Raw genomic sequence first — 20,430 nt, 5'->3', positions numbered from 1 at the left:
GGCAAACGCAAACCCCGATTCTCGCTCACAGGAGGCGCTCCCCGCACCCCCGGAACGTCATGGAATCAGGACAAACTGACGCCTGATCACGAACACCGCTAGGATGCGCCCATGGAAAACAAGCATCGCCCCAGACGCCTGCTGCGGTTCCTGGCCTATCTGCTGGCCTTTGTGCTGCTGTTGATGGGCAGCGGCCTGCTGCTGGGTGACCACCTCACCCCAAAGGCGGTCGGCGCGCCTTCGCAGACCCTGCCGCTGCAGCCACAACAAACCCTGATCGACCGCCAACTGCAACCGCTGCTGGCCGAACATCCGGGCAAAAGCGGCGCGGTGTATCTGTCCGACGGGCTCGAAGCCTACGCCGCACGCTCCATCATCACCCGCCAGGCCGGACGCAGCCTGGACCTGCAGTACTACATGTGGCACGACGACATGCTCGGCCACCTGCTTGCACATGACGTCTACCAGGCCGCCGACCGCGGCGTGCGCGTGCGCCTGTTGCTGGATGACATGAACGCCGCCGGGCTGGACCCACAGATGCTGGCGCTGGACAATCACCCCAACATCGAGATCCGCCTGTACAACCCATTCCGCAACCGTGATGGCCTGTGGCGCCTGGTCGAAATGGTGCAGCGGGTTTTCAGCATCAACCACCGCATGCACAACAAGGCATGGATCGCCGATGGCCGCGTCGCCATCGTCGGCGGCCGCAATATCGGCGCCGAATACTTCGATGCGCGCCCGGACGTGAATTTCCGCGACCTCGACCTGCTGCTCGCCGGTCCGGTGGCCAGCGAAGCCAGCACGGTATTCGATGACTTCTGGAACAGCGACGCCGTGGTGCCGATTGCAGCCCTGCACTACAGCACCGACCAGCAGATGGCCAACTTCATCAGCCAGGCCGAGCTGGACGCCCGTCAACAGGAAGCCGCGCCCTACCTGCAGCGGGTACGCGCTCATCTCACCGATGCCTATCTCAGCAAGCAGCTGGACCTGCATTGGACCGATGGTATGAGCATCCACTCCGATCCCCCTCGCAAACCCAGTGGCGGCGACAGCAGCCAATGGCTGGTCACCCGGCTGGTCGAGGTACTGGGCAGCGCTGAACACAAATCACTGCTGATCTCGCCTTACTTCGTGCCCGGCGCGGTCGGCACCAAGGGCTTGATACAGCAGGCCCAGAACGGCGTGCAGGTCGGCATCATCACCAACTCGCTGGCGGCCAACGACGTACCCGCCGTGCACAGCGGCTACATGCATTACCGGCGCCCGTTGCTGGCCGGCGGCGTGCAGCTGTACGAACTCAAGGCCCGTGGCCACATCGAGAAGGCATCCACCTTCGGCAGCAGTGGCGCCAGCCTGCACACCAAAGCCTTCGTGGTGGATGACCGCCGTGGCTTCGTCGGCTCGTTCAACCTCGACCCGCGCTCGGCCTACCTCAATACCGAAATGGGCGCGCTGTTCGATGACCCGGTGCTGGCCGCGCGGCTGCGCGAGGAATACCTGCGCCTGTCCAGTGCCGAGTTGAGTTACTGGGTGTACTTGAACAGGGACCACGAATTGCGTTGGCTGGATCGGGCCAGCACGCCGCCGATCAGCCTGCGCACCGAACCGGACACCGGACTGATGCTACGCGCCAGCACCCAGATGATCAGCTGGCTGCCATTGGAGTCACAGCTCTAGCCTGCGCAGCCGGCATTTCGGGGCGGTATTTCATTGGCCCGCCGGATACAGACTCGGACCGCGCCGCATCCAGGCGCGGACGACCTCACTCCAATGCGCCGTCTGCCTGCGTCATCCGCTTCCACAACCACGCCGCCACATGTTCGGGCATCTGGCTGGCGAGCGCCGCATTGGCCTCCGCCTCGCTCATCAGACCCTGCGCATGCAGCATCGCCGCGCTGGCGGCCAGTTGCCCAACCTGCAACGAACGCGCCAGACCACCAGCAGCCGGCACATCCACCTGTTCCAGTGCCTGCACGATTGGCGCCGACAACTTCCAATGTCCGGCGATCCGCACCGCGGTCGGCGCGCTGCAGCGCTCCAGCACCTCCAACAAGGTGCCCGGCTCACGTACCCGCAGCGGCGGCCGGGCCAATACATCGGCCGCGGCCTGCATCGCCATCGCAGCACTCAGACCCAGCAGCAGGCCAGCCAACTGCGCAGCAAAGCCATCCTCGCGTTCCACGCTGCGCGCATGGTCGGCAGCGGCCAGCGATACCCGCAATGTGTAATCCCAGAGCAAGCGCGAAAACTCGGCATCAACGCCGCTGGCCGACTCCATGACCGGCTGCACCAACGCGGCGGAAATGATCTGACGGATGCCATCATTGCCTATCAGCGTCACCGCCCGCTCGATGCTTTGGATGTCCTGCCGCTGCAGGCGATACAGAGAACTGTTGGCGATACGCAGCAGCGTTGCCGCCAGTACCGCATCACTGCCGATGATGCGGGCGATGGAACGCGACGAGGCAGCACTGTCATTGACGCTCTGGATCAGCTGCGGCAGCAGGTTTGGTCGGCGCGGCGTGTAGCGCGAGGACATGTCGGCGCGGCTCAGTGCAGCGACCACATCGTCCACCACCGACCTCTGCACCCGCAGCGCATCGGCAGGCGTATTTGCGGCGCCCAGCGCGCTGAGCAGGAAGCGCCGTTGCAGATCATCCACGCTGACGGCGACCACAGCGTCCTCGTCGGTTGTCGCGCTCAGCGTCGGCGACACACGGAACTGGCGTTGTGGGCGTGTCGCATCGCCACTGCTCCGCTGCCAGAGCCAGACCAGGCCCCCGGCAAGCACTGCCGCAAAAACCGCCGAGATGATCACCATGACAAATACAGAAAGGTCCACGCGGAGAGCTGCCAATCATATCGGCAGGCACAGGGATTCCTTTAATCCTGTTCCGCAAGATCAGCACACACCTCAGCCAAGTCCTCCCGCCCCGGGAAAACCCGGGGAAGCATGACGAAACCCATTGATTTCCAGATGGCATACAAACCAAGCATTCATTCAAACCAGAAAACTCTCATGCAGCACACAAACCCACATGGAATTCGACATCGAAATACTACGCACCAGCCACAGGCGACTCATCACCGCCTTCCACAAGCACAAACAGGCGAATAAAGCCCCACAAAGTTTCACCAACTAAACGATTTCGAATCTCGGCAAGCAATCAGTATGCGAGCACGCCACTCCACTCAATAAAAACGTCGCACCGAATACCAGATCTGTGAATAACAGCACACGCAAATGGCAGCTTTCCTGATTGCCCGCCCCTTTGACGCTGCTATGTTTAGTTGCAGCTTCAAAAAATCCGTTTAGTTTCAAACATAAAACCCCAACCTCACCAACCTTGAACGCAAAGGCGTCCATCAAAAAGCCATCTGCATGACCGAAGATACGTAACGAATGCATCTACATGGCCAAGGCGCCCGAAAAGGAGATCAGAAACTCTGCGATCGGTGCCACGTGCACGGAGCGCCAACGCCCTCCGCACAACACCAATCACCCCGAGACTGGCCCGGCAGCAAACCCCGAATCCGTCCCTGCCGGCCGCCATGCTCCATAGGACAACGCATGCCCTGTGCGGCGGGTGCAATCCCCTGCCGACATCGACGGCATCCGATACACCAGCGGTCAGCCCTTTCGTATCCCGCAGCGGGCTGCACCTGTCCGCCATCGACGGCCTTGCCTACAACCCAAGGGAGGACACATATGTCGACACCCCAAGCAACAACAGCAAAAGATCCCAATCGCTACATGGTGCCGGCTCTGGAGAGGGGTCTGAACATGTTGCTGCTGTTTGGACGGCAGCGTGGCGAACTGAGCTTCACCCAGGTCTGCCAGCGCACAGGCATGCCCAAGGCATCGGTCTACCGCGCCGTACAGACGCTGGAACAGATGCGCTTCCTGGATCGCAACAGCGCAAGTGGTGGCTACAACCTCGGCATCAGCATTCTGCGACTGGGCTTTGACTACCTGTCATCGATGGACATCGTGCAGATCGGGCAACCCATCATTCAACGGTTACGTGACATCACCAGCCACTCAGCCCAGCTGAGCGTGCTGGATGGACGCGAGGTCGTCTACGTGGCCCACGCCAGCGCCATCGGCGAACCCCCTTCAGGCGTCAGCGTCGGCACACGTCGACCCGCACATTGCACTGCGACAGGCCGCGTACTGTTGATGACGATGCCCGAGCAGGAACTGGGTGCGCTGTATCCGGAACCGGCATTTGCGCTCACCTCCGAACAGGGGCCAAAAACACCAAAGGAGCTGGTCGAGCTGCTGGGCAACGACAGTGCACGCGGTCATGCCATCAGCGAATCGTTCTACCAACCCGGCGTCTCGACGGTGGCCTACCCATTGCGTGACGGTGACGGGAAGGTTCTGGCCTCGATCAGCATCATGGTCCCGCGCTCGGTATTGCCAGCAGATATGAAAGCGTCGCTGAGTGCACAGGTAGGGAAAGCCGCGCGCGAGATCGAAGGCTTCCTGCGGGCCTCATGAGCACGTTTCAGTACATTCCCGGGCCATCCACTGATGCCGGAAACGTCGGTCGTCGCGCCCCTGATGGCCCTATGTTTCCAGCTCAGCCACAGGCGCGCTGCTGAGCCGGGAACACTAGCGCAGATCAATCCGCCGGGGATGCCTCACTTCTTCTGCTTGTGCAGATGCACGCCCATCGGGCCTCGCAGCGAGCCATCCTCGTTGATGGTGAACTCCACCGACTGCGCTTCGCTGCCGGGCACTGCAACCTTCAAGGCATTGCCGTCACGGGTATAGCGGCTTTGCTGTGTCTTGCCCAGCGTTTCAACCGTGACCTTGCCGTCGGAGTCGAATGTGTAGCTGACCATCCCCATGCCATCGTTCCAGGTGCCACTCAGGCCCTGGCTGCAGGCAGCCAGCAAGGTTGCCAACGCAACGATCAGCAGCTTCTTCATCCACAACCCCCAGTAAAAGAACAGACCGCCACGGCGGTGTATCCACAAGCATTCTGACACACGCGAAATCAGGCTAGTCTGTGGGCTTACGCCATGGAGCCGATTGCAATGGGCCGCATCCTGATGTCGCTATGTCTGCTGGGTATGCTCATGGGCTGCAACAGCCTGCCTTCAACCACCAGCACGGCGCCGGCCAAGGGGCAGTTCGTCGCGCGGCAGCTCGATTTCGAGGGCCGTCAGTTCCGCTACCAGGTGTTTGTGCCTGCCACTAGCGCCACACCACCCGGCCCGCGGCCACTGGTGCTGTTCCTGCATGGCTCCGGCGAGCGTGGCGACGACGGACTCAAGCCTACCTTGGCCGGGATTGGCCCCTGGCTCACCCAGAACATGGACACCTTCCCGGCCCTGGTGGTGTTTCCCCAGGTGCCGGAGGGCGAAGAATGGCGCGGACGCAACGCGCGCATGGCGCTGGCGGTCCTGGAGGCGGCCAGCAAGGAGTTCACTGCCGATCCACAGCGTATCTATCTGACGGGTATCTCAATGGGCGGCTATGGCAGCTGGGAACTGGCCCTGACCCGGCCGGACCGATTCGCCGCACTGGTGCCGATCTGCGGCGCGCTGCGAGCACCGCGTGCCGATCGACCTGGACTGGTGGTCGACCAGGTAGCCAATGCCGCCGATCCCTATCAAAGCGTCGTCAGCCGCCTGCGTCATGTACCCACCTGGATGTTCCATGGCGCCCTGGATGGACTGGTGCCAACCACCGATGATCGCGCGATTGTCGCCGCCAGCCGACAGATGGGCGCGGACTTCCGTTACACCGAATACCCGGACGTCGAGCACAACGCCTGGGATGCCACCTATCGCAACCCCGCGATGTGGGAATGGATGTGGAGCCAGAAGCGCCCCTGACAGCGGCGCCAATACCGCATGCAACTGGAACCGGGAACGACCCCGCCCGCATCGTTTGCAGCATCGGCGGACGATGCGGCAGCCTTCGGCTGTAAGATCGATGCGATAGCGTGATCACAATCACGCATCCATCCCTGCTGCCTACACCTGCCCTGCACGGCGGGAATTGGACAGTGGGGGGCCACTGCACAGCCCCCGCTTTGGGTTCCACGCGTACTTTCCAACCTAACCGGGTTCGTGCCATAACAGCGCCACGCCGCCCACGGCCGCCATTTGGGCTTGGCTGCCATCTGCACTACGCCACAACGGACACCGGAGACTGAGGCTTGGCAACTACTGCATCGGCGGCGCAGCACACCTTGGCGCGTACCCGTGGCCTGCATTCCCGCCTGCACCTGCTGATCCTTGCGACCCTGCTGCCATTGCTGGTGATCGGCGCCTTCGCCGTCTGGAACGCCGCCCGCGATTACCGCCACAGCTCCGAACAACGCCTGCAGGAAACCGCCATCGCCCTTGCCCGTGGTGTTGACCAGGGTATCGAGGACAACATCAACCAGCTGCGTCTGCTGTCCTCGCTCGCACCACAGCTGCAGGAAACAGCCCCTGAGCTGCAGGCATGGGCACGCGCCAACCCGGATATCCGCTTGATCCAGGATGACAGCGAGCAGGCCCGCGCATTGCCATCAGGACTGCTGTACGACGCACGCCGCGAAGGCAGGGCGCAGGTCTCGGATCTGTTCACCAACGCCATCACCAACACCCCGGAAGTCGCCATTGCCCTGCCCTTCGGTGATACCGGTGGCACCCGTGTCCTGACCATGGTGCAGCCCTCCAATCGCCTGATCGCCAGCATCATGGGCAGCGGCAACGACCAGCAGCTGCTGGCTGCGGTCGTCGATAACAATGGCGTCATTGCCGCTCGGTCGCTTTCGCCGGAACGTTACATCGGCAAGCAGGTGCCTGACTGGCAGACGCTGCAGCGCAGCAGCGGTCAACACGGGCTGATCGATGCCAGCAGCAAGGAAGGCACGCCGGTGATCTTCGCCTTCCACAGATTGCAGGCCGCACCGGGATGGACGCTGGTCGTGGGAGAGCCACAACAGAGCTTCCAGGCCCGCTGGCAACAACCGCTGCTCGGGATCATTCTCGGCGGCATCGTCGCAGCCCTGATCGCCCTGCTTTGGGCCAATGCCATCGCCCGCAGCATCCTGCTGCCGATCCGCGCCCTGGTCCAACGCAGCCATGGCGTCGTCGATAATCTCGCCACCCTGCCCGATCCACACCCGTCCAACATCCGCGAAGTGCGCAGCCTGCAGAGCAGCCTCAGCGGCACTGTCGATGCATTGAAGAAGAGCGCCGATGAAGCGCGCGCCCTGGCCCGTGACCTCAAGGCCAGCGAGCAGCGTTACCGCGCCGTCGCCGAGGCCGGCGCTCTGGTGCTGTGGCAATCCGATCGCAATGGAACGGTGCTCTCGGCCACCGGTTGGCGCGAGCTGACCGGCCAACCCGATGACCATGCGCTCGGCAAGGGCTGGCTGCGCCGGGTCAACGAAGACGACCTGCCACAGATAGAAATCGCATTGGAGCAGAGTTTCACCGCCACCAAAGCGGCCTCGCTGGACGTGGAGTTCCGGGTACTGGATCTGTACGGGAAGTGGCGCTGGTTACGCGCACGCGGTGCCCGCATCGGCCACAGCCTGAGCAGTTGGGCCGGCGTGCTGGAGGACGTGGACGCGCGACGGCAGGCGCAGGCTCGCATTGCCTACCTGGCCCAGCACGATCCGCTGACCGCATTGCCAAATCGCACCATGCTGTTCGAGAAGCTCGACCAGGCCTTGATCGCCGCCCGTCGTGGACACCACAGCGCCTTGTTGCTGCTCGACCTGGACCGCTTCAAGGACGTCAACGACAGCCTCGGCCACCCCACCGGCGACCGCCTGCTGCAGGAAGTCGCCCAGCGCATCCTCGGCTGCGTACGCGGCAATGACCTGGTCGCGCGACTGGGGGGCGACGAGTTTGCCATCCTGATGGCATCGGAAAGCCGCATGCCTGAGGCCGCCGCCACGCTGGCTGCGCGGTTGGTGGAAGAACTGGGCCGCAGTGTCGAACTGGAGAACCACCAGTTCGCCATCAGCACCAGCATCGGCATCGTCCTGATCGACAACCAGGCCAACGCTGCCGACACCTTGATGCGCAACGCCGACCTGGCCCTGTACCGGGCAAAGGACGAGGGCCGCAGCTGCTACCGTTTCTTCGAGGCGGAAATGGATACGCGCATGCAGCGCCGCCGGCAGCTGGAGACCGAACTGCGCGCGGCCCTGCAGCAACAGCAGTTTGAGCTGCACTACCAGCCGCTGGTGGACCTGCGCCTGCGCCAGGTCGCCGGTTTTGAAGCGCTGCTGCGCTGGAATCACCCGCAACGTGGCCTGCTTGAACCCAGTGAGTTCCTCGCCTTGGCTGAAGACATCGGCATGATGCTGCCGCTGGGCGCGTGGGTGCTGCGCCAGGCCGCCCAGGATGCCAGCCAGTGGCCGGAGCAGATGAAGATCGCGGTGAACCTGTCGGTATCGCAGCTGGCCCAGCCCGATCTGGCGGAAGGCGTCGAGCAGGTATTGGCAGAAACCGGGCTGGCGCCGGCACGGTTGGAACTGGAGATCACCGAGAACGCACTGATCACCAACATCGAGGCCGCGTCTGCACAGCTGCTGCAACTGAAGAAGGCCGGCGTGTCGATCGTGATGGACGACTTCGGCACCGGCTACTCCTCGCTCGGCTACCTGCGTGCGTTCCCGTTCGACAAGGTCAAGATCGACAAGTCCTTCGTCCGCGACCTGGGTGAACAAAGCCAGGGCAGCGCCATCATCGGCGCGGTATCGCACCTGTGCGAAAAGCTGGGCATCAGCACCACCATCGAAGGTGTCGAAACCCAGGCGCAACTGGACCAGCTGAAGGAAGAACACTGTGCCGAGGGCCAGGGCTATGTGTTTGGACGACCAATGCCGTTGGCAAAGGTGGAGGACTTCATTCTCCAGTGGCCGGCACGCTGGAACCCGGCCACCTAACCGCCAACGCATGCAAGTCCGTAGCCCGGGTAAGCACAACGTACCCGGGCCTGTTGCCGGTCAGCCTGGAAGAAAGGCAAGTTTCTGCTGCCGGGTGTGTTGCACTTGCCCGGGCGATATTGACGCGACTACCAAAGCGTCGATCCGGCCGGGTCCGGGTATGACCCGGCCGCCCCCAAACCGACCGGATGAAGCCCGGCCTCAGTTGACCCCGCGGATCGCCAGGGTCAAGGCCAGCACGCTGAGGATCACGGCGATGGTGCCGTCCAGAATGCGCCAGGTGGAGGGCTTGGTGAACAACGGCGCCAGCATCCGCGCACCCAGGCCCTGCACCGTCAGCCACACACCGCTGGCGGTCACCACGCCGATGGCGAACGCCATGCGCGACTCGCCGAAGTTATCGGCGATCGAACCAATGACCATCATGTCCAGCCAGAAATGCGGGTTGATGATCGAGAAACCGGCCGCCGCCATCAGGGCTGCACGCAACGACTGCTCGCCGTTGTCATCCAGCTTCATGCCACCGCCACCGGCCACCGCACGCCGCGCCGACTGCGCCGCATACCAGGTCAGGAAGGCAACACCACCCCACAGCAGGACGGTGGTCAGCCACGGCAGCTGAGCGGTCAGCTGCCGCAGGCCGGCCACGCTGGCCATGATGAACACCGCATCGATGGCGAAACAGGTGGCAATGATCGGAATCACGTGCTGGCGCATGATCCCCTGGCGCAGGATGAACGCACTCTGCGCGCCGACGATGGCGAACAGACCGATACCGATACCGGCACCACTGAGCCAGGCACTGCCGGCAGCTTGGGCGGAAATAACCGAAAACATGAGGAAAAACCTTGCTACTTGGGGGAAGGACGCAGCGGGAGAACCCACCGGTACGTCCGGACGCGCCAATTGTCGCAATGCAGCAATGAAAAGTAGAGCTAAACTTCGTTAACCATCATTAGCAGAACTTAATATGCGCATCGATCATGCCCAGTTGCGGGCACTGGCCGCCGTCATCCGCGAAGGCAGCTTCGAACGCGCGGCGCTGTCGCTGAACGTCACCGCCTCGGCGGTATCGCAGCGGATCAAGGCGCTGGAGGACAGGGTCGGCAAACTGCTGATCAAGCGCACCATTCCCACCGAGGCAACAGCGGAGGGCCAGGTGCTGGTACAGCTGGCCGAACAGACCGCGCTGCTCGAGCGCGACGCCTTCGAGCGCATCGGCCTCAGCGACGCCGAGCTGCCACGCGCCAGCATCCCGGTGGCGGTCAACCACGACAGCATGGAAACCTGGTTCCCGGAGGCGGTGCAGAACTTCTCCCATAGCACCTCCACCACCCTGGACCTGCATACCGAAGACCAGGACCACACCGTTGCCCTGCTGCGCCAGGGCGCGGTGATGGGTGCGGTCACCACCTTGTCCGAGCCTGTGCAGGGCTGCCAGATCCATGCGCTTGGCAGCATGCGCTACGCCGCCACCTGCACCCCCGAGTTCCATGCCAGGCATTTCGCCAAGGGCGTGACCGCACAGGCGCTGGCGCAGGCACCGGTGTTGGTATTCAACCGCAAGGACGACATGCAGGCCCGCTATGCACGCCGTCTGGCCGGGGTCGAACAGCCGCACAATGCGCCGACCTGGTGGATCCCCTCCACCCGCGCCTTCGTCCACGCCAACCTCGGCGGACTGGGCTGGACCATGAACCCGCTGCCACTGGTGCGCCGGCACCTGGAGAGCGGGCGCCTGGTCTACGTCAAGGCGCGCGCCTGGGAGGACGTGCCGTTGTATTGGCAGCACTGGAAGGGCGAGGTCAAAACCATGGCCTTGCTGACCCGCGCCATCCTGCAGGCCTCGGCCATGTTGATACGCAAGCGCAGATAAGGCGGCGCCTGTGCTGCACTGCAAGTTTCCCTAAAGGACACTGCCTACCCCGGCGGCCCGGGCGGATCCTGCATGGATCAACCCGCACACCTACCGGAGCCGCCAGATGTCGAGCAAACGATCTGTCCCCGTCATTTCCTCGTGGCTGCTCAGCGCCTTGGCCGCGCCGTTGGCGGGCGCCATGTTGATGCTGGCATCCACCAGCGCCAAGGCCCTGGAGTGCGGCAGCAACAACGGTTACACCTGCACCGGCACGGCGAATCAATACGCTGGCGGCTTCAATCCCGGTGTCGGCCAGGGCGGCTTTGGCGGCGGCAGCTGTACCGCCAGCAAGACTCCGGTGGTGTTCATTCCCGGCAATGGCGACAGCGCCATCAGCTTCGACATGCCAGCCGGCGCAGTCGCCGGCTACAGCACCCCGCCGCGCTCGATCTACGCCGAACTGAAGGCTGCCGGCTACAACGACTGCGAACTGTTCGGCATCACCTACCTCAGCGCCAGCGAGCGCGCGGCGCCGCAGTACAACTACCACGCACCGGCCACTTATCAGACGATCAAGACCTTCATCGACAAGGTCAAGGCCTATACCGGCAAGAGCCAGGTCGACATCGTCACCCACTCGCTGGGCGCGACCATGGCCCTGGCCTCGATCAAGTACAACGCCAACCAAGGCAGCGTGCGCCGCTTCATCAATATCGCTGGCGGATTGCGCGGCCTGCAGACCTGCCGCAGCACCGGTTATCAATCGACCCTGGCGCCTACCTGCAACGCCGAGGCCTATGTCTTCCCGTACAACTACTACACCTTCGGCCTGTACCCGAGCACCGGCGTTGCCTACTACGGTTACAACCGCTGGACCGGCAGTGGCAGCGGCAGCCTGCGCACGTTCCCGGCCACGTACACCGGCATCCGTTTCTACACCATCACCGCCGGCTCGCGTGACCAGGTGCATTGCTTCACCACCAGCTACAGCGCCGGCTGTGCCGATGGCGCACTGTTCAACAGCGCCACCAATGTCTACGCGCAGGTCGACATCGGCGCAGGCAGCAGCGCCTACAGCTTCGACTGGGATTGGAGCGACGGCAGCCCTTACAACTTCGGTGGCGGCGACACCAGCAGCGGCGTCGGCCATTTCCGCTCGAAGAACAATGCCGGCCTGATCGTGCGCAACATGCTCACCAGCGACTGCACCAGCAATTGCGCAGCCGGCTACAGCGGCGTGTACGGCCCTGCGGTCAATCGCTGAACCACGCTCTCAATCGAAGGACATCGACACGCCGACGCCGCCTTGCCAATCGGTGGTGTCGGCATCCAGCCCGCGCAGGAACGATGCATCCAGTTGCACGCGCGAGCCCACCATCCACGTCACACCGGCACCGGCCGCACGCATGTACTGCGCGCCGGTGCCGTAGCCGGCTTCGACATAGGCGGACAACTGCGGCCGCAAGGCGAAACCATAGCTGGGCGAGAACAACCAGCCATTGCCACCATCGCCCCATTGCCGGTCGATGTAGAACGCCAGGCTGCGCTCGCGCGGCAGCGCCCATGCCACCGTCATGCCCAGGTCGTAGTCATGCCCCGCATCACCCAGCGGTGCCCTGCCCCAAGGCAGGCTGGCCCCTGCTTTGAAAGCCATTGATAGCTGTTCGTTGACCAGCGCTGGTGCCCACTTGAGTGCCGCGCTGCCGTCGCCGCCGCCGCTGTCCTGCACCCGAATACCCGGGCCGCGCTGCCGCAGCCCGCTCCAGCTATCTGCGCCGAGCTGCAACTCCAGCGTATCGGCAAGCCCGACCCGCAACAGCGTGTCTGCGGTCCATGTGGTGGTGGTCAGGTCATCACTGCGATCGCGGCTTGCATCGGGCAAGCCCTGCTCCCAGACAACGACGCGCTTGCCAACCGTACTGGTGGAAAAGCCGATGCCTGGACGGTCGAATTCCGGCGCGTCTTCGGCCTGGGCCTGGCCACTGACCAAGGCGAACACTGCAAGCAGCAGGGGCGAGGTTCTCATGCCCGCCATGTTCCATACGCGGCTGGGTGGTGATGTGAAAGATCATGGGCGCTACCGGCATACGCAGAAGTCGCAACGGTGCGCGATGGTCCGTTCGGGCTGTTGCGGCGCGTGCTTCCCGGGTGCGCTTCGCTTACCCGGGCTACGGATGCTCCGGGGATACCACTTTGGTTGGTGGCGAGGCCACAAATGGAAAGCCCACCCGCTTGCGCCGGGTGGGGTTTCATCAAACCTGCCGAGTCAAAACCTCAGCGATGCGCCAGCGCGTAATCCAGAGCGCCGATCACCGCCGCCACCTGGGCATCATTGCACTGCTGCGGGGTCGCCTTGGCACTGTCCGGATAGACTTCGGTGGTGGTCGTGTAGCGCGCACCGCTGACACTGGCGCACAGGCCGAGGGCCTTGAGCGGGTATTCGATCACGCCTTCGGCCACCACCTTGGAACCGATGATTTCACCGTGCTCGTCGGCCGGGGCCAGATGGGTCACCTTGGCGACTTCGGCATTCACCGCCTGCTGGAACAGCGGCTGGCGGTTCTCGGTGTCATCCACCAGATAGAAACCGTCAGGAATCTCGCCCGGCTCGAACGGCTTGCCGTCGCGCGCGGCCAGCGCCGGACGGAACTCGGTTTCGTCGGTGTCGGTGGTTTCGTGCAGGTCGATATGCATCAGCACACGCCCCTGCACGGGGGCCACCAAGGCCATCAGCGCAGCAGATTCCTGTGCCGGGCTGTTGTCCACGAAAGAGCGGTTCGGATCCAGCGCCGATGCATTCCAACGCTGGATACGCTCATAACCCCACGGACTGACGCAGGGGGCGACCAGCAGGTTGCAGCGGCCGGCATAGCTGTCCGCATGCTGGTCGACGAACTGCAGCGCGCCCTGCACGCCGCTGGTCTCATAGCCGTGTACGCCACCGGTGACCAACATCACCGGCAAGGCCTCGTCCCAGTTCTGGCTGCGGATCGCGAACAGCGGATAGCGGCCCGATGGGTAATCCAGCTCGCCGTATTGCGTCACCTCAAACCGATCACGCAGCGCGTCGATCTTGACCAGCACTTCTTCGGCATAGCTGCGCTGCACTTTCTGCTGGGCCAGCCACTGTGCCCGCTCCGGTGCCCCCCAGGCCTGGCCAGGGGTACCAATGGGATAGAAAGCGGCATCAATGCTCATGCGCAGGTCTCTTCAATACGGATGTTGGCGCGCACTTTACACCGTAGGAACGGCGTAAGCCGCGAAGCTGGAACAACCTCAGGTTGCATGAATGCCCTGCACCCCAGCAATGTCAGCTTCGCGGCTTACGCCGCTCCCACAACAGAAACCGAGAGTTTGCTGCAAAACCGATCGGTATCAATCAGGCCTTGTTCTCGAGCAGACGGGCGATGTCCTCATCCTTCTGCAACCACAAGCCGTTCATCCATTGCTGGAACTGGGCGCGGAAGTTGCGGTCTTCCTGGTAGTTGCGGCCGATGAACTCGGCGGGGATCGGCAACTTGCGCACCAGCACCTTCACTTCCGGCAGGCGGTTGGCCATCAGGTCCATCATCGAAGGGATGCCCTTGGGGTAAACGATGGTCACGTCCAGCAAGGCATGCAGGCCCTTGCCCATCGCGTCCAGCACGAAGGCCACACCGCCGGACTTTGGCTTGAGCAGGTGCTTGAACGGCGAGGTCTGCGCGGCGTGCTTGGCAGCCGTGAAACGGGTGCCTTCGACGAAGTTCATCACCGACACCGGAATGCTGGCGAACTTCTCGCAGGCCTTGCGCGTCACTTCCATGTCGCGCCGCCCCAGCTCCGGGTTCTTGGCGATCTGCTTGCGGCTGTAGCGGCCCATGAAGGGGAAATCCAGCGCCCACCAGGCCAGGCCCAGCACCGGCACCCAGAACAGCGAGCGCTTCAGGAAGAAACGCAGCAGCGGAATGCGACGGTTGAATACTTTCTGCAGCACCAGGATGTCGACCCAGCTCTGGTGGTTGGCCAGCACCAGGTAATGCCCATCGCGCTCCAGGCCCTCGGTGCCGCTGACCGTGAAACGGGTCGCGGTGAACGCATGGATCATTGCACTGTTCACCGCGATCCAGCTTTCAGCCAGCCCGGTCAGCAGCGGATTGCAGGCGCGGCGCACCGACTTCAGCGGCAGCACCGCTTTGAACAGCGCGACCACGAACAACGGCAGGCAATGGGCCAGCGTATTGATCACGATCAACGGAAAAATCAGAGCTACACGCAACCACACCATGGAGTAACCGCGGGGAGCAACCCCAGAACCCAAAGAAGCACAGGGTAGCAAAACCGTCGCGTCAGGATTCATCTCGAACGGTTGGCAGGACCCGGCAACATCGCGCAATGCCCGGCAATCACCGCCATTTCCGGCCGCGGGAAATTGCCGGTCCCGCACCGCTCGGTGCCTTGGAGTCCGCCTCCAGCAGCTGCATCCGGTGGACTGCCACGGATGGGAATGCCCCAGACCCAGATGCCTGCAACGGCTGGCGACGGATCGGCTGCCCCCTGCCGAAGCCGCATGCGCTTGCGGAAGTACGGATCGATGGCGGTCCCGCCCCAAGCGCCGTCAAAGCCGTGGCGAGTGCCTGACAGGAGGGCTTGGCAGTTACCAGGCTTGGCCGCCCAGCGCATTGGTCCGCACGCCAGCGAATCGGACGGGGCAGGCAGCCGTGCCGTTTGCTCCGCGCATTCAGGATTTATCCGTCATCAGCCGCCAGTCCCCTCCCCTGTCCTTGGAGTAGCTGCGTGCCGATTGGAGTGGGTCGCGCCCCGACATACGCAGTAATCTGGACGCGGCATAATCCCAGCCTTCGTATTTGTCGTATTGCCCATGCCCTTCAAGTTGCCGCCGCTCGGCGAAGTCCTGGATCTGCTACCCGACGCAGTGTGCATGGTTGCCCCCGATGGCGAGCTGCTGATGGTCAATGCTGCTTTCGAGACCATCTTCGGTTACACCCCTGCAGAGGCCAAAGGCCGGCAGATCATGGATCTGGTGCATCCGGAGGACCGCGCCGCCACCGAGCAGTCGGCATTGGACGCGATGGAAGGCCGGCCACGCTCCAACTTCCGCAACCGCTACATCCGCAAGGATGGCAGCGTGGTCGACATCCAATGGTCGGCCAAATGGCTGCCGGAATACGGCATCCGCATCGGCGTCGGCCATGAGGTAACCGCTCTGCGCGGGATCGAACGACAGCTGGAGCACCTGGCCAGCCACGACACATTGACCGGCCTGCCCAACCGCTACCACCTGCGGCGCGAGCTGGAAGCGGCACTGGAGCGTGCGGGGCGTGATGACAGCGGGTTGGCACTGCTCTACATCGACCTGGATGGCTTCAAGGCTGCCAACGACCGCTATGGTCATGAAGCCGGTGATCGCCTGCTGCGTGATGCCGCCCGCCAGCTGCGCGACGGCCTGCGGCAGAACGACCTGATCGCCCGCGTCGGCGGCGACGAATTCGTTGCCGTGCTGCCGGCCTGCGCCAGCCCCAGCGACGCCCTGAATATCGCCACAGCCCTACGCGCGCGGCTGGCCCTGCTGCAGAGCCTGGGCAGCGACACCCCGCAGATCGACGCCAGCGTGGGCGTGGCCTGCTTCCCCGCCGACGGCAATGACGCCGATGCCCTGCTGCGCCATGCCGATGCCGCCATGTATGCCGCCAAGGCGAAGAAGCGCCTTGCCAACTCTGCCGCGGATCGCGCCTCCAACCCGATTTTCTGATCCAGGTAGTTCTTCCAGGACCGACGCAGTGTGCGTGGAGCAGCGATGACATCGGCATCCCAACGGCCATCCGGCGCGGGGATGGCGAACCTGCTTGCAGCATGAACGCAACGTTCCCGGAACCCAGACCATGCATGGAATGGGTTCCAGCTGCATACGTGACTGGACGCTACTCGATCGACTGGATCTGGACCCCGGCACTGGAGGCCCGGCCTCCCAACGCAATGATCTCGTCAGCATCCAGGCCGGCAACCCTGTCCTTCACCCTGGCAATACCAAAACGTTGCAATTCCGGATTGCCCGCCACCTCGTGGGCAGAACTCACACCCTCCAGATTGATCTGAAGCATGGCGACCAGGAGCTTCTGCTTTTTCGCAGCACTGACCGACTCGACCATCCGTTCCCAACTGGACTCCGCCGCCGCATCGGAAGACGCGTCCAATCGAATGGCTTCCTTGGCCAAGGCGCTACCTGCAACCAGGACGCCGATGCTGAGAACAGCAAAAAATCGACTTTTCAAAATGATCTTCCATGAAGTTGATACCGGCCCCATTCTGCATCACGCCGTTACTTCCAGGGCATTTCGCCCTTGGCCACCTTGGCACTGAGTTCCAACGATGCTTCACCTGGCAGGCCCGGATAGCGCTGCTTCATCGCCGCAATCAGCGCACCCGAATCCTTGGCCTTTGCCGCTTCCTCATCGAAGGCGCGGATGTAGTTGGCGGTGAACTCAACCGCCGCCAGGTCCTGTGGCGCACCTTCGGCATAGTGACCGGGAATCACCCGCGCCGGCGCCAGGTCCTTGATCTGCTGCAGCGCAGCCAGCCAATCCTGACGCGACTGCGGCGTCTGCGTATCGGCCATGAACACGTGCGAACCAGCATCCACCAGCACACCGCCCATCACCGTACTGATCGATGGCACCCACAAGGCCGTGCGCTGCGGGCTGGCGCCGTCCAGGCCGATCACCTTCAACTCCTGCCCCTCCAACTGCAGGCTGTTGCCCTGCAGGGGAGAAGGCACCAGCAACTGTTTGGGCGCATTGGCACCCAGCTGTGGCCCCCAGATCTTCAGCTTCTCATCCTTGCTGGCCTGGATATGCGCGATGGTCTGCGGGGTGGCCAGGATCTGCGCATCGGGGAATGCAGCGTGCAAGGTCTCCAAGCCGAAGTAGTAGTCCGGATCACCGTGGCTGATGTAGATCGTGGTCAGCTTCTTGCCTGACGCCTTGATCATCTCGACCAGCTTGGCCGCATCGGCAGTGGAGAACTGCGCATCGACCAGCACCGCATCGCTGGCACCGGTCAGCAGTTCCGAGGACACCGCAAAGATGGCGTCCGCGCCGGGATTGAACACTTCCACGTTCAAGGCTTGCTGGGTGCCTTGCGATGCCGGGTCCATGGCCGGCGTCGCGGCCGGGGGGGCTGCTGTAGTCGCGCCATCTGGCGTTGCGGGCTTCCCGCAGCCGGTCGTTGCCAGCGCGATCGCCACCACCAATGTCATGTACTTCAAACCTTTGTCGTTCATTGCGCTGCTCCAGCAAGCCATGGATGAAAACCGCCACGCACGATACCGCCAACACTCAAAGCACGAACGCGCATTGCCGACGATGCTGGCAATACCGCTGTTATCCGCACGTTAAAGCGCGAAACTGCCGGTCGCATCCCGTACCCCGCCTGCGCAGCATACGGCGCGCATGCGATCATCCATTCCCCCAACACCGCTGCGCGCAATGACTTCCGAACAGCCTGATCTTGAAAGCATCCACAACCGGGCCTACCTCGCCGTCGATGATGGCGAACTGCAGAGCGCTACCCGGGATTTCGACCAGTTGCTGCAGCACCATCCAGACAATCCGTTCTATCACTACATGCGCGGGCTGGCATTGAAGTACCAGATGGAATGGGCCGGTTCGTTGCGTGACAACCTGCAGGCAATCGCGTTGGCGGAAGAATTCAGCCAGGCCCAGCACTGGAACGCGGCCATCGCGGCGACCGGCCTTGGCCAATGGACGACAGTGCGCGAGCTATGGGCCGCCTGCGATATCACCCTGCCCGAAGGGGAAGGCCCCATCGATGGCAACTTCGGTGTCGCCGTGGTGCGCCTGAACCCGTGGAGCACCGGCGAAACGGTGTTCATGCGCCGCATCGACCCGGTGCGCGCACGCATCCTCAACGTGCCACTGCCGGAAAGCGGCCACCGCTTCGGTGACATCGTGCTGCACGACGGTGCCCCCACCGGCGCACGCTTCGATGGCGAGCGCGAGGTGCATGTATTCAACGAACTGGAGCGACTGGAGCCGTCCGAGTTCCAGACCTTCGTGGTGTTCGTGCGCGCGGACAGCGCCGACGACATCGACGCGCTGCTGCGCGCCAGCGCACCCGGCATCGGCTATGCCGAGGATTGGACCCGCAGCATCCGCCATTACTGCCTGCGTTGCAGTTACGGCGCGCCGCACAGCCATGCACAGGAACCGAACGAAGATGGCGAAGCGCAATGGCAGCCCGAACGCAATCTCGGCATTGCCGCGCAGAGCCGGCTCTCGGTCGAGAAACTATTGAAAGACTGGGCCGCCGGCAATGCCAGTCGTCATCTGGACGCGATCGAAACCCGTGAGTTGCCGCAGCCGGTGCGCGAGGACGGCCATGCCTGGTGGTTGTCGCCCGAAGATGAAGATCAGGACGAAGACGCGCAAGGCGACGAAGAAGAATAAGCTCCGCGCACTAACGACGTGACGGCTGGCCGCCACGTCGTCGCGCGCATCACGCCCCGCTCAGCACAGGCGCCAGCAGACGGAAGGTCCCTGCGTCGGCATCCATCTCGACCTTGCCGCCGACCGGCACGATGAACTGCTCCTTGATGTGGCCGATCATCGCGCCGCGGTAGGCCGGAATCTTCAAGGGCAGGATGTAGTCATCGAAGATCTGGTCCAGGGTCAAGGACCCATAGCCGTCACCCGGCGAACAATCGGTGCACTCACCAAAGATGAAACCGTTGATCTTGTCCAGCGCGCCCATCAGCTTCAAGGTGCTGAACATGCGGTCGATGCGATACGGCGCTTCGGCCACGTCCTCCAGGAACAGGATCTTGCCCGTGAAATCCGGCAGATAAGGCGAGCCGGCCAGTGCAGTGAGCACGGTCAGGTTGCCGCCGATCAACTCCCCTTCCGCCTTGCCACCGCGGATGGTCAGCGTACGGTTGTCGCGCGGCACCAGTTCATCGTCGCTCTCGCTGCGGTTCTGGTACTGCATCAGCTCGCGCTTGAAGAACAGCCGATCGAACTGATCGACGTTGAAGCGATTCCAGCTGCCAGCGCCGATCTGGCCGTGGAAAGTCACCAGCCCGGTCTTGGCCTGGATCGCGCAATGCAGCGCGGTGATGTCCGAATAGCCGAGCAACACCTTGGGATTGGCGCGGATCAGGTCGTAGTCGAGCAGCGGTAACAGCCGTGCGGCGCCAGAACCGCCGCGCACGCAGATGATGGCCTTGACCTGCTTGTCGCCGAACATGGCATTGAGATCGCCGGCGCGCTCGGCATCGGTGCCGGCCAAGTGGCCATGGCGCGCGGCGTAATGCGCACCGGTCTTTATCACAAAGCCCAGCGCTTCCATCGCCTCGCGCGCCAACTGCAGGCTCAGCCGCTCGCTGCTGGCCGAGGACGGGCTGACCAGCCCCACCGTGTCGCCCTTGTTGAGCCCGCCCGCCAACAGCTGCCCGCGCGCGACCGCCAATGCGCCCTGCGTACCGACCAGCGGCAAGGCCGCCGCCAATGCCGTACCGCCAATGAAACGACGTCGATCCATGTTGCTACCTGTTACCGGGATGTCGCCGCAAGAGTAGCAGCGCGCCGCTCCACCTGTAGTGGGGGGGGGGGGGGGGGGGGGGGGGGCGGGGGGGCGGGGGGG

At 63.5% G+C, this 20,430-nt stretch carries 17 protein-coding genes; 8 read left to right on the top strand and 9 right to left on the bottom strand.

What is annotated here, in order from left to right; genetic code table 11:
* Positions 1–111: 111 nt before the first annotated feature.
* The gene (locus tag AC13FW_RS02260; RefSeq protein WP_482988062.1) at positions 112–1,683 is read left to right on the top strand and encodes a phospholipase D family protein; all 1,572 of its coding nucleotides are present in this window, start codon (positions 112–114) and stop codon (positions 1,681–1,683) included.
* 85 nt (positions 1,684–1,768) lie between these two features.
* Here the strand turns inward: AC13FW_RS02260 and AC13FW_RS02255 are convergent, their stop codons facing one another.
* A complete protein-coding gene (locus AC13FW_RS02255; protein ID WP_482988061.1) occupies positions 1,769–2,848 on the bottom strand; it encodes an HDOD domain-containing protein in 1,080 nt (359 codons plus the stop codon).
* Positions 2,849–3,409: 561 nt separating this feature from the next.
* Here AC13FW_RS02255 and AC13FW_RS02250 point away from each other — a divergent pair.
* Positions 3,410–4,510 (top strand): IclR family transcriptional regulator, encoded by a 1,101-nt coding sequence (locus tag AC13FW_RS02250; protein ID WP_482988060.1) that lies wholly within the window; start codon positions 3,410–3,412, stop codon positions 4,508–4,510.
* A gap of 143 nt (positions 4,511–4,653) precedes the next feature.
* On the opposite strand, the gene AC13FW_RS02245 is transcribed toward AC13FW_RS02250, so the two are convergent.
* Positions 4,654–4,944, bottom strand: a complete 291-nt coding sequence (locus AC13FW_RS02245) for a hypothetical protein (protein ID WP_482988059.1) — start codon at positions 4,942–4,944, stop codon at positions 4,654–4,656.
* Between the two features lie 93 nt (positions 4,945–5,037).
* Here AC13FW_RS02245 and AC13FW_RS02240 point away from each other — a divergent pair, with 93 nt between their 5' ends.
* Together AC13FW_RS02240 and AC13FW_RS02235 are read left to right on the top strand one after the other, a co-directional pair.
* Complete coding sequence (locus AC13FW_RS02240) at positions 5,038–5,856, top strand: carboxylesterase family protein (RefSeq protein WP_482988058.1); 819 nt, start codon at positions 5,038–5,040, stop codon at positions 5,854–5,856.
* A gap of 326 nt (positions 5,857–6,182) precedes the next feature.
* A complete protein-coding gene (locus tag AC13FW_RS02235; RefSeq protein ID WP_482988057.1) occupies positions 6,183–8,918 on the top strand; it encodes a bifunctional diguanylate cyclase/phosphodiesterase in 2,736 nt (911 codons plus the stop codon).
* Between the two features lie 201 nt (positions 8,919–9,119).
* On the opposite strand, the gene AC13FW_RS02230 is transcribed toward AC13FW_RS02235, so the two are convergent.
* Positions 9,120–9,755, bottom strand: coding sequence for a LysE/ArgO family amino acid transporter (locus AC13FW_RS02230; protein ID WP_282265376.1), 636 nt, complete (start codon positions 9,753–9,755; stop codon positions 9,120–9,122).
* A gap of 133 nt (positions 9,756–9,888) precedes the next feature.
* Here AC13FW_RS02230 and AC13FW_RS02225 point away from each other — a divergent pair, with 133 nt between their 5' ends.
* Together AC13FW_RS02225 and phaZ7 are read left to right on the top strand one after the other, a co-directional pair.
* Entirely contained in the window at positions 9,889–10,794 is a 906-nt protein-coding gene (locus AC13FW_RS02225; protein WP_282265371.1) for a LysR family transcriptional regulator ArgP, read from the top strand.
* Between the two features lie 106 nt (positions 10,795–10,900).
* A complete protein-coding gene (phaZ7, locus tag AC13FW_RS02220; RefSeq protein WP_482988056.1) occupies positions 10,901–12,040 on the top strand; it encodes an extracellular native short-chain-length polyhydroxyalkanoate depolymerase PhaZ7 in 1,140 nt (379 codons plus the stop codon).
* 9 nt (positions 12,041–12,049) lie between these two features.
* Here phaZ7 and AC13FW_RS02215 read toward each other — a convergent pair whose 3' ends face one another.
* The 3 genes from AC13FW_RS02215 to AC13FW_RS02205 form a co-directional block, all read right to left on the bottom strand.
* Positions 12,050–12,802, bottom strand: coding sequence for a transporter (locus tag AC13FW_RS02215; protein ID WP_482988055.1), 753 nt, complete (start codon positions 12,800–12,802; stop codon positions 12,050–12,052).
* 248 nt (positions 12,803–13,050) lie between these two features.
* On the bottom strand, positions 13,051–13,974 hold the full coding sequence (locus AC13FW_RS02210; RefSeq protein ID WP_482988054.1) for a M14 family metallopeptidase: 924 nt from the start codon (positions 13,972–13,974) through the stop codon (positions 13,051–13,053).
* A 181-nt stretch (positions 13,975–14,155) separates the two neighbouring features.
* On the bottom strand, positions 14,156–15,040 hold the full coding sequence (locus AC13FW_RS02205; protein WP_296245938.1) for an acyltransferase: 885 nt from the start codon (positions 15,038–15,040) through the stop codon (positions 14,156–14,158).
* Between the two features lie 594 nt (positions 15,041–15,634).
* On the opposite strand from AC13FW_RS02205, the gene AC13FW_RS02200 reads away from it, so the two are divergent.
* Complete coding sequence (locus tag AC13FW_RS02200) at positions 15,635–16,525, top strand: PAS domain-containing protein (RefSeq protein WP_482988053.1); 891 nt, start codon at positions 15,635–15,637, stop codon at positions 16,523–16,525.
* 169 nt (positions 16,526–16,694) lie between these two features.
* Here the strand turns inward: AC13FW_RS02200 and AC13FW_RS02195 are convergent, their stop codons facing one another.
* Complete coding sequence (locus AC13FW_RS02195; protein WP_482988052.1) at positions 16,695–17,078, bottom strand: hypothetical protein; 384 nt, start codon at positions 17,076–17,078, stop codon at positions 16,695–16,697.
* A 14-nt stretch (positions 17,079–17,092) separates the two neighbouring features.
* Positions 17,093–18,052 carry an MBL fold metallo-hydrolase gene (locus AC13FW_RS02190; RefSeq protein WP_482988051.1) on the bottom strand — a complete coding sequence of 320 codons (960 nt, stop codon included), beginning with the start codon at positions 18,050–18,052 and terminating at the stop codon, positions 17,093–17,095.
* 205 nt (positions 18,053–18,257) lie between these two features.
* On the opposite strand from AC13FW_RS02190, the gene AC13FW_RS02185 reads away from it, so the two are divergent.
* Positions 18,258–19,238: a tetratricopeptide repeat protein gene (locus AC13FW_RS02185; RefSeq protein ID WP_482988050.1), complete on the top strand. Its 981-nt coding sequence runs from the start codon at positions 18,258–18,260 to the stop codon at positions 19,236–19,238.
* 49 nt (positions 19,239–19,287) lie between these two features.
* On the opposite strand, the gene AC13FW_RS02180 is transcribed toward AC13FW_RS02185, so the two are convergent.
* Positions 19,288–20,328: a S66 peptidase family protein gene (locus tag AC13FW_RS02180; RefSeq protein WP_482988049.1), complete on the bottom strand. Its 1,041-nt coding sequence runs from the start codon at positions 20,326–20,328 to the stop codon at positions 19,288–19,290.
* Positions 20,329–20,430 lie beyond the last annotated feature (102 nt).

It is taken from the genome of Stenotrophomonas sp. 21LCFQ19 (assembly GCF_056861425.1).
The sequence above is the reverse complement of the archived record's forward strand: the minus strand, read 5'-3'. Positions and strand labels throughout refer to the sequence as shown.

What these genes read in the sequence shown, in the direction of transcription:
- AC13FW_RS02205 (WP_296245938.1), bottom strand. Translation starts at nt 15,040, where the DNA reads ATGGTGTGGTTGCGTGTAGCTCTGATTTTTCCGTTGATCGTGATCAAT.
- AC13FW_RS02215 (WP_482988055.1), bottom strand. Translation starts at nt 12,802, where the DNA reads ATGAGAACCTCGCCCCTGCTGCTTGCAGTGTTCGCCTTGGTCAGTGGC.
- phaZ7 (WP_482988056.1), top strand. Translation starts at nt 10,901, where the DNA reads ATGTCGAGCAAACGATCTGTCCCCGTCATTTCCTCGTGGCTGCTCAGC.
- AC13FW_RS02230 (WP_282265376.1), bottom strand. Translation starts at nt 9,755, where the DNA reads ATGTTTTCGGTTATTTCCGCCCAAGCTGCCGGCAGTGCCTGGCTCAGT.
- AC13FW_RS02185 (WP_482988050.1), top strand. Translation starts at nt 18,258, where the DNA reads ATGACTTCCGAACAGCCTGATCTTGAAAGCATCCACAACCGGGCCTAC.
- AC13FW_RS02195 (WP_482988052.1), bottom strand. Translation starts at nt 17,078, where the DNA reads ATGGGGCCGGTATCAACTTCATGGAAGATCATTTTGAAAAGTCGATTT.
- AC13FW_RS02190 (WP_482988051.1), bottom strand. Translation starts at nt 18,052, where the DNA reads ATGAACGACAAAGGTTTGAAGTACATGACATTGGTGGTGGCGATCGCG.
- AC13FW_RS02260 (WP_482988062.1), top strand. Translation starts at nt 112, where the DNA reads ATGGAAAACAAGCATCGCCCCAGACGCCTGCTGCGGTTCCTGGCCTAT.
- AC13FW_RS02245 (WP_482988059.1), bottom strand. Translation starts at nt 4,944, where the DNA reads ATGAAGAAGCTGCTGATCGTTGCGTTGGCAACCTTGCTGGCTGCCTGC.
- AC13FW_RS02180 (WP_482988049.1), bottom strand. Translation starts at nt 20,328, where the DNA reads ATGGATCGACGTCGTTTCATTGGCGGTACGGCATTGGCGGCGGCCTTG.
- AC13FW_RS02240 (WP_482988058.1), top strand. Translation starts at nt 5,038, where the DNA reads ATGGAGCCGATTGCAATGGGCCGCATCCTGATGTCGCTATGTCTGCTG.
- AC13FW_RS02250 (WP_482988060.1), top strand. Translation starts at nt 3,410, where the DNA reads ATGCATCTACATGGCCAAGGCGCCCGAAAAGGAGATCAGAAACTCTGC.
- AC13FW_RS02210 (WP_482988054.1), bottom strand. Translation starts at nt 13,974, where the DNA reads ATGAGCATTGATGCCGCTTTCTATCCCATTGGTACCCCTGGCCAGGCC.
- AC13FW_RS02200 (WP_482988053.1), top strand. Translation starts at nt 15,635, where the DNA reads ATGCCCTTCAAGTTGCCGCCGCTCGGCGAAGTCCTGGATCTGCTACCC.
- AC13FW_RS02225 (WP_282265371.1), top strand. Translation starts at nt 9,889, where the DNA reads ATGCGCATCGATCATGCCCAGTTGCGGGCACTGGCCGCCGTCATCCGC.